Here is a 16,409-nt window from a genome sequence, read left to right as displayed (position 1 = left end):
AGCCCGCCAGAGCGTCTCTCTGCAGCGCGGCGAGAGTGTGTTGTTCTGTCCCCACCGCTAGCACTCCCCCCACCCCCCCCCCCCCACCCCCCCCAGCAGGGTGGCGAGGCGGTGGCGGGGGACGTCGACGAGGCGGAGGTCGCGCAGGTCGTCCGGGACGTCGAGGGCGACGTTCGCCAGCCGCGCGTGCGCCCGCGTGAGGATTTCGTCGGGATGCTCGACGGCGTCCGCGACCACGATCGCGTGCTTGTTGTCCGGGGTGCTGCGCAGGAAGCGGAGCCGGTACTTCGCCGCGGTCAACGCCGTCAACGCCTTCTGGGACGCCTCGTCGCCGAGGTCGGGGTGCGCGTTGGGGAGCAGCAGCGCGAGCCGTCGCGCGTTCGTGCCCAGCAGCGTCCGCAGCAGCCACGGCCCGGGATCGGCGGAGAGATCCATCGCCACCGCGTCGCCCTCCGGCCCCGACGCCGACCAGTCCACCGGCCGCGATTCCAGCGAGAGCCCGCCTTCCGTCGCGATTTCCCGCAGGGCTTCGAGCAGCGCGGGTTTCGTCCCGGCCGACTCCACCGACTGCGGGCCGTGCGTGTAGATCGCGGACTTTCCTTTGCCACCACGGTTCTTCTTCGCCTTGGCGGTCGGCTGGCAGACGTAGAGGTCCGCGGCGCTGCCGATGGCCTGCGCGCCGAAGTAGCGGTTGAAGTCCGGCAGGATGGCCTCGAACGTCAGCCCCAGCGTCGCCAGCGACCGCTGCACCTGCGCGCCCAGTGCCGGATGCCGCGGGCTGTACCCGTAGGCGAACAACAGCCTGCCCTCGCTCGGTTCCCGCAGCGCCTGCACGCCCCGCGCCGCGAACAGGCCCATGCCGTCCGGGGTGTACGGCGGGTCGCTGAACACCAGATCGGCCCGGCCGGAGACCGCGGGCGGCAGCCCCACCCGCAGATCGGCGTGCACGGTGCCGATCGTCCGCTCACTCAGTTCGTCCACATAGGACAGGACGCGCTCGTCGAGGTCCACCACGGTCAGCTCGGCGGCCGGGCACACCGCGCGGACCGCCAGCGACGTCAGGTCGTGGTCGCCGAGGAACAGCAGCCGCGCGGTGGCGAGGTCGTAGCGTGCGTTCAGCCACAACGCCCGGCGCAGCACCGTGTCCGGGGTCGCCTGGACGTGGTCGAGCGCGGCGAGCGGGGGCGGAACGCGTTCGACGTAGCCGGTGATCGTCGCGAGCAGCTCGGCGTGTTCGGGCGCGAGGGGATCGGTGGACGCCGGAAGGGCGTAGCGCGCGTACGACTCCGCGGCGTGCGGGGCGATCCGGACGCCGGACTCCGTCCTTTCGAGATCGTCGCCGAGCGCGGTCAGCACGTCCTCGACGCTGCGGCGGGGCGCGGTGGTGAGCCGGACGAGTTCGCCGAGATCGTGGTGGCCGGTGCGGAGCAGGGCGATCACCTGGTACAGCGGGCGGACGCCGACGCCGTGTGCGGCGAGGACGTCGTCGAGTGCGCTCACGGGACGCCACTCTAGTAGTCCGTTCGCCGCATCAGTGGATGGAACGCCGTGCCGAAGTCCTTGATCTCGGCTACCGTCGGTGGTTACCGGATGTGGGGAGTGACGTGTGACAATCCAATTCCGCGACGTGACCAAGCGGTATCCGGACGGGACGGTCGCCGTCGACACACTGAACCTGACCGTCGAGGACGGCACGATCACCGTGTTCGTCGGCCCGTCCGGCTGCGGCAAGACGACGTCGCTGCGGATGATCAACCGCATGGTCGAGCCGACGGCGGGCACCGTGCTGCTGGACGGCAAGGACGTCTCCGAGGGGGATCCGGCGCTGTTGCGCCGCGGTATCGGCTACGTCATCCAGCATGCCGGTCTCTTTCCACATAGGACGGTGCTGGACAACATCGCCACCGTGCCGTTGCTGGCGGGCTGGGACAAGCGCAAGGCCCGCGACCGCGCCGTCGAACTGCTGGAGACCGTCGGCCTGCCCGCCGAACTCGGCAAGCGATATCCCGCGCAGTTGTCCGGCGGTCAGCAGCAGCGCGTCGGGGTGGCCAGGGCGCTCGCCGCCGACTCGCCGGTGCTGCTGATGGACGAGCCGTTCTCCGCGGTCGACCCGGTGGTCCGGGAGGGCCTGCAGGACGAGCTGCTGCGGCTGCAGTCCCAGCTGGGCAAGACGATCGTGTTCGTCACCCACGACATCGACGAGGCGGTGCGGCTCGGCGACAAGGTCGCCGTCATGCGGGTCGGCGGGAAGCTGGCCCAGTACGGCACGCCCGCCGAGGTGCTGCGGCATCCGGTGGACGACTTCGTGGCGTCCTTCGTGGGCCGTGACCGCGGCTACCGCGGGCTTTCGTTCCTGCCATCGACCGGCGTCGAAGTCCAGGAGATCCCGCAGATCGCGCTCGGCAGCACGCTGACCGGCCCGAGCAGCGGCTGGCTGCTCGCGGTCAACACCGACAAGCAACCGCGCGGCTGGCTGCCGCCGAATTCCACTGTGGACGGTGAGTTGACCGAGGCGGATCTGGTCGCGGGCGGCTCGCTGTACGTCCAGGGCACGCCGATCCGGGGCGCGCTGGACGCCGCGCTGTCCTCGCCCGCCAGTCTCGGCGTGGTCGTCGACGACGAGCACCGGGTCATCGGGGCGGTCGTGGCGCGGCAGGTGCTCGAAGTGATCGAAGCGTCGCCGCAGGGGGCGTGATGGGCGGCTTCTTCGCGGAGCTCGGCCGTTATCTGGGCAGTGCCAACAACCGCGCGCAACTGCTCGGTGATCTGCTCGACCACATCTACCTGTCCCTGGTGCCGCTGGTGCTCGGCATCGTGGTGGCGATCGCGGCCGGCTGGCTCGGGCACCGTTACCAGCGGGTCCGCAGTGTCCTTCTTGTACTGTCCAATTTGCTCTACACGATCCCGTCGCTGGCGTTGTTCGTGGTGATCCCCGGCCTGATCGGCACCCGGATCCTGAACAGTGTCAACGTGATCGTCGCGCTCACGATCTACACCGCGGCGCTGCTGGTGCGTCCGGTGCTCGACGCGCTCGACGCGGTGCCGCCGCACGTCATCGCCGCGGCCACCGCCATCGGCTACCGCGCGCCACGCCGCTTCCTCGGCGTCGAGCTGCCGCTGTCGATCCCGGTGCTGGCGGCGGGGGTGCGGGTCGCGTCGGTGAGCAACATCAGCCTGGTCAGCGTCGGCGCGCTGATCGGCACCGGCGGTCTCGGGGTGCTGTTCACCGACGGCTTCCAGCGGGAGTACTTCTCGCCGATCGTGGTCGGCATCGTGCTCACGCTGCTGCTCGCGCTGGTGGTCGACCTGTTGCTGGTGTTGCTGCGCAATGTCCTCACGCCGTGGGAACGGGCGAGCAAGGCGGCCCCTGTGCTGGAAGGGGCCGCGGCATGATTTCCGATCTTTTCTCCTGGTTCGGCGATCCCGCGCACTGGCAGGGGCCGGACGGCATCGGCCACCGGCTCGCCCAGCACCTGTCCTACATCGGGCTGGCACTGGTGATCGCGCTCGTCATCGCCGTCCCGTTGGGACTGTTCGTCGGGCACACCGGGCGCGGCGCCGTCGTGCTGGTCAGCGCGGGCAACGCGATCCGCGCGCTGCCGACGCTGGGCCTGGTGACGTTTCTGTTCCTGCTGTTCACCGAAAGCACGACGGCGACGGTGATCGGGCTCGTCGTGCTCGCCGTGCCGCCGGTGCTCGCGGGAACGTACGCGGGAATCCAGGCGGCCGAACACGACGTCGTCGACGCGGCCGAGGGTATCGGGATGACCGGACAGCAGACCTTGTGGAAGGTGGAGCTTCCGATCGCGCTTCCCTTGGTACTAGGCGGAATCCGCAACGCCGTGTTGCAATTGGTCGCGACGGCCGCGGTGGCCGCGTACGTCGGGCTCGGCGGGCTCGGCCGGTTCCTGCTCGACGGACTGGCCATTTTGGACTACACCGAGGTCGTCGCGGGCGCGATCCTGACCGCGTTGCTGGCGATCGTGCTGGACGTCGTACTGGCCGCCGTGCAACGGGCGCTGGTGCCCAGGGGAGTCCGGCTCGCGGCGGGCGCGGCGTCCGGGAAGGCCGCCGCCGCGGGAGGTGTCGCGTGAAGCGTGTACTCGTCGCCCTGCTCTCCGGAGTCGCCCTGCTCGCCACGGCGTGCGGAAACCCACTCGCCGGCGGTGCTGAGGGCGGCAGCAGCGGGGACATCGTCATCGGCGCCTCCGACGTGGGGGAGAGCCTGCTGCTCGCGCAGATCTACGCGGGCGCGCTGCGCAACGCGGGCGCGAAGAACGTCACCGTGCACCCGCCGGTCGGCAGCCGCGAGGTCGTGGTGAAGGCCTTGCAGGACAAGTCGTTGTCGGTGGTGCCGGACTACAGCGGGAACCTGCTGCGGTACTTCGACAAGAACACCACGGCCACGACGTCCCAGGACGTCTACGCCGCGTTGCGGCAGAAGATCCCGGCCGGGTTCGAGGTGCTGGCGCAGGCGCCCGCCGAGGACAAGGACCTGCTCGTCGTCGGGAAGCAGCTGGCCGATTCGGGCGTGCGGACGTTCTCCGACCTCGGGCCGCGCTGCAAGGATCTGGTGCTCGGTGGCCCGGGCCAGTGGAGCAGCCGGTGGAAGGACCGGATCAAGCAGCTCTACGGCTGTGAGTTCAAGGAGATCCGCACGACCGACACCGGCGGCCCGGTCACCGTGGCCGCGCTCAAATCGGGCGAGGTGCAGGTGGCGGACCTGTTCAGCACGTCGTCGACGATCGCGGCCAACGGGTTCGTCCCGCTCGTCGACGACAAGAACATGTTCCCCGCGCAGAACATCGTGCCGCTGGTGGCCAAGGGGACGCTCTCACCGGCGGAGACGGAAGCGCTGAACCGGGTGTCCGCGGCACTGACCACCGAGCAGCTGACCGAGCTGAACGTCCAGTTCACCGAGGAGAAGCGCAACCCGCTGGACATCGCCGACGAATTCCTGGCACGCAACGGTCTGAAGAAGGTTTAGCCGAGCCGCACGCGGGTTATCCCTGAGACGCAGGGTGACCGTTTCCTCGGCTAACGATCTCCGCGACTTTGGTAGTCCGCCATTCGAGTGAGCGTCGAGAGCCGGAAACGGTCACCCAACGTATTGAGTGCTGTAGTGGGTTAGTTTCCGGCAAACGCCACTACTCCTACCGTCGCAAGGACCACCTTCCTTTGCCGTAAATCCGGCGCGCAGGTGGCGTAGTGCCCGAAAAGTCCGAAAAGGACAGGCGAAGATCGTTCTTTTCGGTCAGCGCGCCGTGTCCTGATCCCGGCGCTACGTTCCCTGTGAACGAGCAGCACATTCGGCGCCTTTGTCACCCCTAGAGATCGGCGGTCCGCGGGGATCGTCCGGTCACTCATGCCTAGGAGGAACGGATCTTGCGGAAATCCCTTGGAAAAATGGGTAGGCGACTCCCTGTCGTAGGAGTCGCTGCCGCCGTGGCGGTCGTTACCGTTCTCGGCGGAAATGCCGTCGCGTCGGCGAAGGAGGGGACGGTTCGGGGCGCCGGGAGCGCCAACGCGGTGCAGGACAGCTACATCGTCGTGCTGAAGGACGGGCTTTCCCTCGACAGCGTGGCGCAGCAGGTCACCAACCGGCACGGCGGGGCGATCGCGAAGACGTTCTCGACGCTGCACGGGTTCTCCGGGCGGATGAGCGAGACGCAGGCGAAGCGGATCGCCGCCGACCCCGACGTCGCGTTCGTCGAGCAGAACAAGGTCGTGCACGTCGCGACGGACCAGGCGAACCCGCCGTCGTGGGGCCAGGACCGGGTCGACCAGAAGGACCTGCCGCTGGACAAGAAGTACAGCTATGCCGCGACGGGTTCGGGCGTCACGGCGTACGTGATCGACACCGGGATCTACACGCAGCACGCCGACTTCGGCGGGCGGGCGACCTCCGGCCACGACTTCGTGGACAACGACAACGACGCGACCGACTGCAACGGCCACGGCACGCACGTCTCCGGCACCATCGGCGGCAAGACCTACGGCCTGGCCAAGGACGTCAAGCTGGTCGGCGTCCGTGTTCTCGACTGCCAGGGCTCGGGCACTCTCGAGGCGGTCACCGCCGGGATCGACTGGGTCACCCAGAACGCCAAGAAGCCCGCGGTGGCGAACATGAGCCTCGGTGGCGGCGTTTCGGACGCGCTCGACGCCGCGGTGAAGAAGTCGATCGCCGCCGGGGTCACCTACGGCATCGCCGGGGGCAACAACAACGGTGACGCCTGCCAGAACTCGCCCGCCCGTACGCCGGAGGCGATCACCGTGGGCGCGACGGCCAACAACGATTCGCGTGCCACCTACTCCAACTACGGCAAGTGCCTCGACATCTTCGCGCCGGGCACCGACATCACGTCGGCGTGGATCGGTGGCACCAGCGCCAGCAAGACCATCAGCGGGACGTCGATGGCGACCCCGCACGTGGTCGGCGCGGCCGCGCTGTACCTGGAGAAGAACACCTCGGCGACGCCGCAGCAGGTGCGGGACGCCCTGGTGAACGGCGGCACCAAGGACAAGGTCACGAACCCGGGGACCGGCTCCCCGAACGTCCTGCTCTACACCGGCGCCTGACGCGCTGAGCTGAACGACGGTCCGTGGGGGCCTCCTCGAAGGATCCAGAGTCCTTCAAGGAGGCCCCCACGGGCCTCTTACCGGGAAGGCTGGGGAGCGCGGAGCGGGGCTTCGATCCGCATGGTCTGGACGATTGTGGAGGTCGCGCCGCGCGGGTCGTTGACCCCGATCGTGTCGATCGACGAGCAGCTGACCTCGAAACCGTTGTGCAGCGTGGCCTTCGGCCCGTCCACGCTGGTGCGCCCGCCCCCGGCGCACTGCTCCTCGATCTTCGCGAACGCCTGTTTCGTCTCGTCCTGCAACGCCTTGTCGTCCGGCCACAGGTTCGCCACCGCGATGCCCATCACGTTGATCGCGACGTCCTTCGTCTTGCCGACGTCGGTCTTCTCGTTCTTCCATGGCCGGGCCGTGGTGCTCGCGACCAGGAGGACCTCGTTCATCGTCCCCTGAAGTTCGTGGGTGTGGGTGTCGTAACCGATGCTGGCCGACATGAGGTACGGCTGTTCGACATCGTTGGCCGCCTTGCAGACGCCGAGATCGCGGACGGTGTCGCCGGCCCCGTCCTTCTCGCCTTTCTTGAAGCACGGCCATTTCTGCTTCTGCGCGATGCGGTCGAGGAACGCCTGACCGGTCACCTTCGGCGGGAAGCAGGAGCGGCTGACCCTGCTCTCCGGATCGCAGGGCACCGGCGCGTTCGGGTCGGTGGGTGGCGCGCTGCTCGACGCCGGAGCGGACGGCGGCGGTGTCTGGCTCGCGAGGGCAGCTGTGTCACCGGATTTCCCGGTCAGTGTCACGACCAGGACCACGACGAGCCCGATCACCAGCACGACACCGAGGATCGAGCCGCCGATGATCCACGGTTTCTTGCTTCCGCCACCCGGCGGCGGTGGCTGCTGTGCCGCGAGGTGCGGGAACTGCGGGTTCCCGCCGCAGAACCGGCCGTTCCACTGATCGACCCACGCGCCATGGGCGTGCGGATCCGGGAGCACCGGTTGTCCGCAACGCCCGCACGGAACGGGTTGTGGTGGTGTGGTCATCGTGCGCCCCCGGGCCTTTCCGCTGTGCGATTCGTCCACAGTGCACTGTCTGGTCCGGACGGAATCGTACCCGGACACGGTGCCGTTGAGCCCTTTTCGGCCCGAGCCGGGTGAATCAGGCGAAGGCCGCGCTCGTGGTCTCCAGGACGTCGATGAGCGCCGCGCGGCTGCCGGCGAGGAACGTGAGCATCGGCTCGTCGCCCAGGTCCTCGGAGACGAGCGCGATGACCCGCCCTTCGCCCACGACGTCGACCACGGTGACCGGGGTACTGCGGCGGCCGGAACCGTTCCCGACGTAGAGCTGGTGGATTCCCGAACGCCGCCCCGCCATCAGCGCCCGCGGCCGCGCCGTCGGGTCATCCGGCTCCTCGCTGGTCGGGTCGTTGAAGTCGAACGCCGCCGAGATGCTCTGGTCCGGGCGGTACTTGGCCTTGGGGACGGCGACCGTTTCGAGCCGCGCGGGGCCGACGTCCGGCAGCACGTCGACCACCGCGGCGGCGGCCCGCCCCGCGTCGACGGGGTCGATGCGGACGAGCGTTTCCATGCGCAGCACCCGGACGGCCTCGTTGCCCTTGACCGACACGAGGATTCCGCCGGTTTCGTCGTTCCGCACGTCGCCGCACCACGCGGTGAACCGGAGCGAGCCGGTGGCGAGCACGGCGAGGGTGTCACGGAACTCGCGGGTGAGCGTGCCGCCCTCGGCGACGCCGAGCCCGGTGAGGATGCCGAGCACCTCGTTGTCGTACTTCGCCCGGGTCTGTTCGGGCAGCCACTGCTCGTCGATGCCGATGACGGCGGGCGGATCCCCGTAGCCCTCCCAGCGCCACGCCGTGATGAAGGCGGACTTGGGCAGCAACACCGTGCCGCGATGCATGGTCGTTCCCCCCTGCGAACTGCCGCTCAGGCGCCGATGGTCGGCGGGACCGGTTTCTCTTCGGTGCCACCGAAGATCTTGTCCGCGTCCTGCTCCTGCAGATAGGACGCGCGCTTGTGTTCCTTGTCCTCGCCGCCCTTGCCCTTGCCGCCCTGGCCGGCGCCACCCATACCGCTCATGCCCTGCTTGCCCGATGCGCCGCCGGGGCCACCGCGCCCGGCCGCGCTCGCGGCGTTCGCGCCGCCACGGGAACTCGGCTCGGCCGCGCCGGTGCCCTTGCCCGCGCCGGGTTCGGAGCCGATGCTGCCGCTCACGCGCCCGCTGTTGCCCTTGCCCACGCCGTCGAGCCCGGCGCCGCTGCTGCTCCCACCGCCACCGGTGGGCCCGAAACCGCCGAGGCCGAAGGAGTTCTGGCCGCCGCCGGAGCTGAGCCGGTCGGCGATGCTGCCCTGCTGGTACGACGGGATGTTCAGCGGCTGGTACGACGACGTCGACGGCGGCACGTACGACGACGTGCTCGTGTGGTCGTTCGGACCGGGCACGGTGCCGGGCCGGAAATCCGGCGGTGGCAGCGGGGGACGCGGTTGCGGCGGCACGAAGCCTTCCTTGCGGAAGTCACCGGGGCCAGGGACGCGCTTGTGCTCGTCCTCGCCGCCGAATCCCTTGACCGGAGGCTTCTCCGGCGGTTTCTTGGAGTCGTCGACCTTGAAATCGCCGCCGCCTTGCTCGTCGCCGAGCTGCCCGTAGTCGATCTTCATATTGGGCTGGTTGACGGTGTTCGTCTGCTGTGTGTACTGCTCGTAGAGGGCCTTGTTCTCCAGGACCTTCTTGTTGCGCTCGTTGATCTTGTCCTCGGTGCTGGTGTTCCACGGCGTCGCCTTGTCCCAGAAGTCCCGCTCGGGCGCGTCGTTGGTGACGTCGGCGTGCATGGTGGACTTGAGATGCGAGAACTGACTGAGCTGGTCGCTGATGGTGGTGGAGTTGTTCGTGAGCGTCGCCGACGCCGAGGCGGCGGTGGTGGAGAGCGGCACGATGTGTTGCCGGGCCGCATCCGACGCGTTGCCGGTCCAGGCCGATTCGAGGGCCGATGCCATCTGACGGCTCTCGGTCTCGATCTGGTTCTGCTGACCGGATTGTTCGATGCCTACCTGGCGGGCAAGTTCGAGCGATCGCCCGCCATCGCCTTGTCGCTGGACCTGGTCGACGAGATCCCCGGCACCGGTACCGTGTTTCGTGAGCTGGCCGTGGCCGCCGGTGAGTTCGCGCAAGATGTCACCGAAATCGCCGTGGACGAGATCGTTGAGGACGCGTGCCTCGGATTTGGCCACGTCCACCACGGACGAGGCGAGGTCCTCCAGCCACTGCCACATGCTCAGGCCCTCGTCTTGATGCGGGTCAGCACCCGGTCGGCCACGTCCCGACCCGCGGTGCAGGGGTCGATGTTCTTCCTCTTGGCGCTGTCGCTGAGGAAGAGGCCCACGGAATAGGTGAGGTCGTCGGAGATGCCCACGACGAGCACACACTCGGACTTTTCGAGGCCGTTGCTGTTCGCCGACAGGTAACCGACAAGAGGATATCCCTGGATGGGACTGGGTTCGACCCATCGAACCGCGTCGGGTTTGACATTGCTGTACGCCGCGCCAAGGCCGCCCTTGAGCTTGGTCTGATAGCCGACGTCGATGGAAGCGCCGTTTCCGGCCGCGTTGTGCCAGGAGCACGACGCGCCCAGCGCGGCGCTGTTGTCCGGCTTGGCCGGGTCGGGGGCGCCGATGAACTCCTTGACGTCGTCCGCGCTGAGTGAGGTGTCGCAGGGACTGCCCTCGAGCACCTTCGCCGGGAGCGGGTTCTGCACCTTGGGCGCACCATTCTGCGCGGCCGGGCTGCTATCGCTGGCCGGAGGCGCTGAACTCTGCGTCGCGGGGCTCTTCCCTGTGCCACCGGAACAGCCCGCGACCACGAGCCCGGCTGCGGAAAGAACGGTGACGATCGCACGGTATCCGGGCCGCATCAGTACTTGCCTTCCTTGCCAGCGTCCTTGGCGGCGTCCGCGTTGGCCTGATCAGTGGCCGTCGTCCTGCCGAGCGCCGTGTTGAGCTTTTCGATGAGAGCACCGTAGCGATTGAGCTGGATCCGCAGGTGCCCGACGTAGTAACGCCCGGAATTGTTCGCGGTATTCGCGAAGCCCACACTGGAGATATCCTTGCCGGGTGGCTCACATTGGACGAGCCGCTGAGCCTTGACGATCTGATCCTGGATCAGCTTCTTGGTGCTCTCAGCCTTGCTGAGCAGTGTTTCCATTTCGGAGGTGCTCATGCGGAAGCCACCGGAGGGGCCCACGCTCTGCGTGTCCCCGAAAAAGCTCAGTCCGGACAGAAAGTTGCTTCCGTCGTCCGCCATGCCGCCCCTCCCGAGCGTCTGGTCCAAACGCAACGGAGGATAGCAGGGAGATCACCGGGCGCGGGCGCGTTTGGTCAACTTCCTACCAGGCTCGAAAAGCCCCGTAAAGCCGTTAAGGCCACCTTACGGGCGTCCGACGCCCGTAAGGTGGCCTTAACGGCACTTCACGCGATGATCAGCTGAACGCCTTGGCGATCAGCGCCTTCTGCTCGACCTCGTGCACCTTCGACGACCCGGCCGACGGCGCCGCCATCGGGCGACGGGCCGCGACCTCGAGGCCGGCGAACTTCTCCGGGAACTTCCGCGGCAGGTTGAGCCCGAAGAAGGGCCACGCGCCCTGGTTCTCCGGCTCCTCCTGCACCCACATGAGCTTCGCGCCGGCGTAGCGCTCGACCGCGGCGAGGAGCTTCTTCTTGGGCAGCGGGTAGTACTGCTCGATCCGCACGATCGCGACGTCGTCGGCACCGCGCTTGGCGCGCTCCGCGACGAGCTCCCAGTACAGCTTCCCGGAGGTCAGCAGCACCTTGCGGATCTTGCCGGGGTCGGCGGCCGTGTCGTCGATGACCGACAGGAACTTCGACTGGTCGGTGAAGTCCGTCACCGCCGACGTCGCGGCCTTGTTGCGCAGCATCGACTTCGGGGTGAAGACGATCAGCGGCCGCTGGATGCCATCGAGGGCGTGACGGCGCAACAGGTGGAAGTAGTTCGCCGGGGTCGACGGCACCGCGACGGTCATCGAGTTCTCCGCGCACAGCGAGAGGAACCGTTCGATGCGGCCGGAGGTGTGGTCCGGGCCCTGGCCCTCGTGGCCGTGCGGCAGCAGCAGCACGACGTCGGAGCGCTGGCCCCACTTGGCCTCGCCCGAGGAGATGTACTCGTCGATGACGGTCTGCGCGCCGTTGACGAAGTCACCGAACTGCGCTTCCCACGCCACGAGCGCCTCGGAGTTGGCCACCGAGTAGCCGTACTCGAAGCCGACGGCCGCGTACTCCGACAGCGCCGAGTCGTAGATCATCACCCGGCCCTGGCCGTCGGCCAGGTTCTGCAGCGGGGCGTACTCCTTGCCCGTCTTGCGGTCGATGAACACCGAATGCCGCTGGGTGAAGGTGCCGCGCCGCGAGTCCTGACCGGACAGCCGCACGAGACGGCCTTCCAGCGCCAGTGACCCGAAAGCGAGCAGTTCGCCGAAGGCCCAGTCGATGTCGCCCTCGCGGGACATCTTGTGCCGCCGCTCCATGACCGGCTTGACGCGCGGGTGCGGGGTGAAGCCCTCGGGCACGTTGACGAACGCGTCGCCGATGCGCTCGATGGTCTCCTTGCTGACCGCCGTCGGCACCTTCGCGGGCACCTGCTGCTCGTCCTCGACCGAGGGGCTCGCCTTCGGCGGGTGCTTCTCCAGCTCGCGGACCTCGTTGAAGACGTGCTCCAGCTGGCTGGAGAAGTCGCGCAGCGCGGCCTCGGCTTCCTCGACGGAGATGTCGCCGCGGCCGATCAGCGATTCCGTGTAGGTCTTCCGCACCGAGCGCTTGGTGTCGATGATGTCGTACATCGCCGGCTGCGTCATCGACGGGTCGTCGCCCTCGTTGTGCCCGCGGCGGCGGTAGCAGATGAGGTCGATGACGACGTCCTTGTGGAACGCCTGCCGGTAGTCGACCGCCAGCTTGGCGACCCAGTGCGCGGCCTCCGGGTCGTCGCCGTTCACGTGGAAGATCGGCGAGCCGATCATCTTCGCGACGTCGGTGGCGTACTGGCTGGAGCGCGAGTGCTCCGGCGCGGTGGTGAAGCCGACCTGGTTGTTGACGATGACGTGCACGGTGCCGCCGGTGCGGTAGCCGCGCAGCAGCGCCAGGTTCAGGGTCTCGGCCACGACGCCCTGGCCCGCGAAGGCCGCGTCGCCGTGCATCAGCACCGGCAGCACGGTGTAGCCCTCGCCGCCCTTGTCGAGGATGTCCTGCTTGGCGCGGACGATGCCCTCGAGCACCGGGTCGACGGTCTCCAGGTGCGACGGGTTCGCGGTCAGCGACACCTTGGTCTCGCCGTCGCCGAACATCCGGAAGTACTTGCCCTCGGCGCCGAGGTGGTACTTGACGTCACCGGAGCCGTGCGCCTGGCCCGGGTCGAGGTTGCCCTCGAACTCCTGGAAGATCTGGCTGATCGGCTTGCCGACGATGTTGGCCAGCACGTTCAGCCGGCCGCGGTGCGGCATGCCGATGACGACCTCGTCGAGCTCGTGCTCGGCGGCCTTGTCCAGCAGCGTGTCGAGCAGCGGGATCGCGGTCTCGCCGCCTTCGAGCGAGAACCGCTTCTGGCCGACGTACTTGGTCTGCAGGAACGTCTCGAACGCCTCGGCGGCGTTGAGCTTCGAGAGCACGTACTTCTGGACCGCGGGGTCCGGCTTCTCGTGCGGGATCTCGACGCGTTCCTGGATCCAGCGCCGCTCCTCGGGGTCGAGGATGTGCGTGTACTCGATGCCGACGGTGCGGCAGTACGAGTTGCGCAGCACGCCGAGGATGTCGCGCAGCTTCATCCGCTCCTGCCCGGCGAAGCCGCCGACCGGGAACTCGCGGTCCAGGTCCCACAGGGTGAGGCCGTGGGAGAGCACGTCGAGGTCGGCGTGGCTGCGCTGGCGGTAGTTCAGCGGGTCGGTGTCGGCCATCAGGTGACCGCGGATGCGGAACGCGTCGATCAGCTCGATGACCCGCGCGGTCTTGTCGACCGGACCGTCCGGGATGTCGGCGACCCAGCGGATCGGCTCGTACGGCAGCCGCAGCGAGGTGAAGACGTCGTCGTAGAAGCCGTCCTCGCCGAGCAGCAGCTGGTGGATGCGCTTGAGGAACTCGCCGGACTCCGCGCCCTGGATGATGCGGTGGTCGTAGGTCGAGGTCAGCGTCATGATCTTGCTGATACCGAGGTCGACCAGCGTCTTCTCGCTGGTGCCCTCGAACGCGGCGGGGTACTGCATGGCGCCGACACCGATGATCGCGCCCTGGCCGGCCTGTAGGCGCGGCACCGAGTGGTTGGTGCCGATGCCGCCGGGGTTGGTCAGCGAGATCGTGGTGCCCGCGAAGTCGTCGGCGGTCAGCTTGTTGTTGCGCGCCTTCTTGACGATGTCCTCGTAGGCCTGCCAGAACTGCAGGAACGTCATGTCCTCGCAGCCCTTGATCGAGGCCACGACCAGGGTGCGGGAGTTGTCCTTGCCCTTCATGTCGATCGCGAGGCCGAAGTTGACGTGCTCCGGCGTGACCGCGAACGGCTTCCCGTCGATCAGCTGGTAGTGCCGGTTCATGTTCGGGAAGTCCCGCAGCGCCCGCACCATCGCGTAGCCGATGAGGTGGGTGAACGAGATCTTCCCGCCGCGCGTGCGCTTGAGGTGGTTGTTGATGACGATGCGGTTGTCGGCCATCAGCTTGGCCGGAACGGCGCGCACGCTGGTCGCGGTCGGCACGGACAGCGAGGCGTCCATGTTCTTCGCGATCGCGGCGGCGGCACCGCGCAGCGGCTTCGACTCGGGCTCGCCCTGCGTCGCGGGCTTCGCGGCGGGCTTGGCCGCGGGCGCTGCCTTGGCGGCGGGCTTGGCCGCAGGCTTCGGGGCGGCGGCGGGTGCCGGGGCGGCGGCCTGCTTGGCGGCGGATTCGGCGTTCTGCACGGCCTTGGTCGTTGGCGGAGTGGGCTGCCCGTTCGTGGTGCTCGCGGCCTGCGCGTCGGCGGTCTGGCGGGCCGTGTCGGCCTTCGCCTGTGCCGTCTGGGTCGGCTTGAAATCCGCGAAGAAGTCGTGCCAGGCGGCATCGACTGAGGAGGGGTCTGCGAGGAACTGGTCGTACATCTCTTCGACCAGCCACTCGTTGGGGCCGAATTGTGACGCAGGGCTGCTGCTGGACACGGCTTGGGCTCGCCTCTATCCGTCTCGATCTTGAATCGGGGTGATGCGCCTACCAGGCTAACCCCTTCGGTAACAGACCTGTGATCGAACTGGCCCGTGTGAGGCGTGGCGCACTAGGGCGTCGGTCACTGTCTCGATCACTGACTCGATACAGATCGTGGTACGCGCGGCTTGCCCGGGTGCGGGGAACCGGGGGAAGGTCACTTCCGTCAGTACCGGGGAGCAGGAAGGGGCCGAGGTGGCTGATCTGTCGGACGTCGAACGCATGGTCGACGACTGGGAGCGGGACGCGGTCGGGAAGTCGCAGCGCTTCCAGGCGATGCAGGAGCAGGTGGAGCAGATCACGCTCACCGGCACGGTGGCGGGCGGCGCGGTCAGCGTCACGGTGGGTCACAACGGCTTGCCCACCGCGATCAGGATGACCGACGGTGTCCGCTCGATGAGTCCTGACGAGATCGCCGCCAACGTCATGAAGGCGATCCAGAAGGCGCAGTCGCAGTACCCGCAGAAGATGCGGGAGATCCTCGCCGAGACCGTGGGTGACGACGACGCGGCGCGGCACATCGCGGAGACCGCCGAGCGGAACTTCCCGGACGCGCCGGAGGAGGACCCGGAGCCCTCGCTGCCCGAGGAGCCCCGGCGCCGGCTGTACGAAACGGACGAGGAGCCTCCGCCGCCCGCGGCGCCGCGCACCCCGCCGCCCACGCCCAAGCCGCCCGCCGCGCCCCGGCGTCCCGCGCCGCCGGACGACGACGAGGACTTCGGCGATCAGAGTTTCCTGCGACGCGACTAAGGGGAGTGGGTCATGCCAGACGGAGGCTTCAAGGTCCTCGGTGAGGAACTGGGGACGCACGAGGGCAAGGTGCGGGGCTTCGCCGACCGGATGAAGACCGTGGTCGACGCGGCACAGCAGGTCACCATGGACAACAGCGCGTACGGCGTCATCTGCCAGCCGTTCGCGTTGCTGCTGGACCCGTTCGAGGAGATGGGCGTGCGCGCGCTGCAGCAGGCCTCGGACTCGATCAACGGCACCGCGGACAAGGTCAAGGACGCGGCGGACGCCTACCGCAAGCAGGACGAGGCGTCGGTCGACGCGATCAAGAAGGCCGGCCCGAAGGGCGCTTGACGCGTCACCGGGGTGATGGGGGTTCGAAGTGGACGGCAATCCGCTGGTCGCGCAGGCGCAGTCGCAGACGACCGGGGTGACCGGGATCGGGATCCTGGAGTCGGCGAACGATCTGGCGAGCGGGGTGAAGGACGGTTCGTGGGTCGAAGCCGGGCTAGGGGGTCTTGGCGTCGGTCTCGAGGTGCTGTCCCTGGTGACGGACCCGATCGGGACGTTGGCGCAGTACGGCGTTTCGTGGCTGATCGAGCACGTCAAGCCGCTGAAGGACTGTCTGGATTGGCTGGCGGGGAATCCGCCGGTGATTCAGTCCTTTTCGGACACTTGGGCGAATGTGTCCAAGGAGGTCAACGCGATCGCGGGCGATCTCGCGAACGAGGCCAAGGGCGGTACGGCGGGGTGGGACGGTGCGGCCGCCGAGTCCTATCGCGGTGAGGTCGCCGAGCAGACGGACGCGCTGGCCGGTGCCGCGTCTTTGTGTGACGGCATCTCCACGGGCGTCATGGTCATGGGGCAGGT

General features: G+C 68.4%; 14 protein-coding genes and 1 pseudogene. 8 read left to right on the top strand and 7 right to left on the bottom strand.

The features are described from left to right. Positions 1-57: 57 nt before the first annotated feature. Positions 58-1,500 carry a bis-aminopropyl spermidine synthase family protein gene (locus ACFWY9_RS40140; RefSeq protein ID WP_378341338.1) on the bottom strand — a complete coding sequence of 481 codons (1,443 nt, stop codon included), beginning with the start codon at positions 1,498-1,500 and terminating at the stop codon, positions 58-60. Between the two features lie 106 nt (positions 1,501-1,606). On the opposite strand from ACFWY9_RS40140, the gene ACFWY9_RS40135 reads away from it, so the two are divergent. The 5 genes and pseudogenes from ACFWY9_RS40135 to ACFWY9_RS40115 form a co-directional block, all read left to right on the top strand. Next, positions 1,607-2,695, top strand: coding sequence for an ABC transporter ATP-binding protein (locus tag ACFWY9_RS40135; protein ID WP_378323104.1), 1,089 nt, complete (start codon positions 1,607-1,609; stop codon positions 2,693-2,695). After that, the gene (locus ACFWY9_RS40130; RefSeq protein WP_378323102.1) at positions 2,695-3,393 is read left to right on the top strand and encodes an ABC transporter permease; all 699 of its coding nucleotides are present in this window, start codon (positions 2,695-2,697) and stop codon (positions 3,391-3,393) included. The genes ACFWY9_RS40135 and ACFWY9_RS40130 overlap by 1 nt, the downstream gene beginning before the upstream one ends. Next, on the top strand, positions 3,390-4,094 hold the full coding sequence (locus ACFWY9_RS40125; protein WP_378341337.1) for an ABC transporter permease: 705 nt from the start codon (positions 3,390-3,392) through the stop codon (positions 4,092-4,094). The genes ACFWY9_RS40130 and ACFWY9_RS40125 overlap by 4 nt, the downstream gene beginning before the upstream one ends. Beyond that, entirely contained in the window at positions 4,091-4,987 is an 897-nt protein-coding gene (locus tag ACFWY9_RS40120; protein WP_378341336.1) for an ABC transporter substrate-binding protein, read from the top strand. The genes ACFWY9_RS40125 and ACFWY9_RS40120 overlap by 4 nt, the downstream gene beginning before the upstream one ends. 419 nt (positions 4,988-5,406) lie before the next feature. Next, a pseudogene (locus ACFWY9_RS40115) lies at positions 5,407-6,573 on the top strand (S8 family peptidase); the annotation flags it as partial. Positions 6,574-6,656: 83 nt separating this feature from the next. On the opposite strand, the gene ACFWY9_RS40110 reads toward ACFWY9_RS40115, so the two are convergent. From ACFWY9_RS40110 to ACFWY9_RS40085, 6 genes are all read right to left on the bottom strand, one after another. Then, complete coding sequence (locus tag ACFWY9_RS40110) at positions 6,657-7,568, bottom strand: hypothetical protein (protein ID WP_378341335.1); 912 nt, start codon at positions 7,566-7,568, stop codon at positions 6,657-6,659. 163 nt (positions 7,569-7,731) lie between these two features. Beyond that, entirely contained in the window at positions 7,732-8,490 is a 759-nt protein-coding gene (locus ACFWY9_RS40105) for an ESX secretion-associated protein EspG (RefSeq protein ID WP_378341334.1), read from the bottom strand. 26 nt (positions 8,491-8,516) lie between these two features. Then, complete coding sequence (locus tag ACFWY9_RS40100) at positions 8,517-9,860, bottom strand: hypothetical protein (RefSeq protein WP_378341333.1); 1,344 nt, start codon at positions 9,858-9,860, stop codon at positions 8,517-8,519. Positions 9,861-9,862: 2 nt separating this feature from the next. Beyond that, on the bottom strand, positions 9,863-10,498 hold the full coding sequence (locus tag ACFWY9_RS40095) for a DUF3558 domain-containing protein (RefSeq protein WP_378341332.1): 636 nt from the start codon (positions 10,496-10,498) through the stop codon (positions 9,863-9,865). Next, positions 10,498-10,887, bottom strand: a complete 390-nt coding sequence (locus ACFWY9_RS40090) for a hypothetical protein (protein ID WP_378341331.1) — start codon at positions 10,885-10,887, stop codon at positions 10,498-10,500. Before ACFWY9_RS40090 ends, ACFWY9_RS40095 begins: the two co-directional genes overlap by 1 nt. A 175-nt stretch (positions 10,888-11,062) precedes the next feature. Beyond that, positions 11,063-14,767 carry a multifunctional oxoglutarate decarboxylase/oxoglutarate dehydrogenase thiamine pyrophosphate-binding subunit/dihydrolipoyllysine-residue succinyltransferase subunit gene (locus ACFWY9_RS40085; RefSeq protein ID WP_378341330.1) on the bottom strand — a complete coding sequence of 1,235 codons (3,705 nt, stop codon included), beginning with the start codon at positions 14,765-14,767 and terminating at the stop codon, positions 11,063-11,065. A gap of 238 nt (positions 14,768-15,005) precedes the next feature. On the opposite strand from ACFWY9_RS40085, the gene ACFWY9_RS40080 reads away from it, so the two are divergent. The 3 genes from ACFWY9_RS40080 to ACFWY9_RS40070 form a co-directional block, all read left to right on the top strand. Next, the gene (locus tag ACFWY9_RS40080; protein ID WP_378341329.1) at positions 15,006-15,560 is read left to right on the top strand and encodes a YbaB/EbfC family nucleoid-associated protein; all 555 of its coding nucleotides are present in this window, start codon (positions 15,006-15,008) and stop codon (positions 15,558-15,560) included. A 12-nt stretch (positions 15,561-15,572) separates the two neighbouring features. Beyond that, positions 15,573-15,893, top strand: coding sequence for a type VII secretion target (locus ACFWY9_RS40075; RefSeq protein ID WP_378323089.1), 321 nt, complete (start codon positions 15,573-15,575; stop codon positions 15,891-15,893). A 28-nt stretch (positions 15,894-15,921) separates the two neighbouring features. Then, on the top strand, positions 15,922-16,409 hold a 488-nt coding region (locus ACFWY9_RS40070; RefSeq protein WP_378341328.1), incomplete at its 3' end, for a WXG100 family type VII secretion target.

The sequence above is a fragment of the Amycolatopsis sp. NPDC059027 genome (assembly GCF_042739735.1).
Classification (GTDB): domain Bacteria; phylum Actinomycetota; class Actinomycetes; order Mycobacteriales; family Pseudonocardiaceae; genus Amycolatopsis.
The sequence above is the reverse complement of the archived record's forward strand: the minus strand, read 5'-3'. Positions and strand labels throughout refer to the sequence as shown.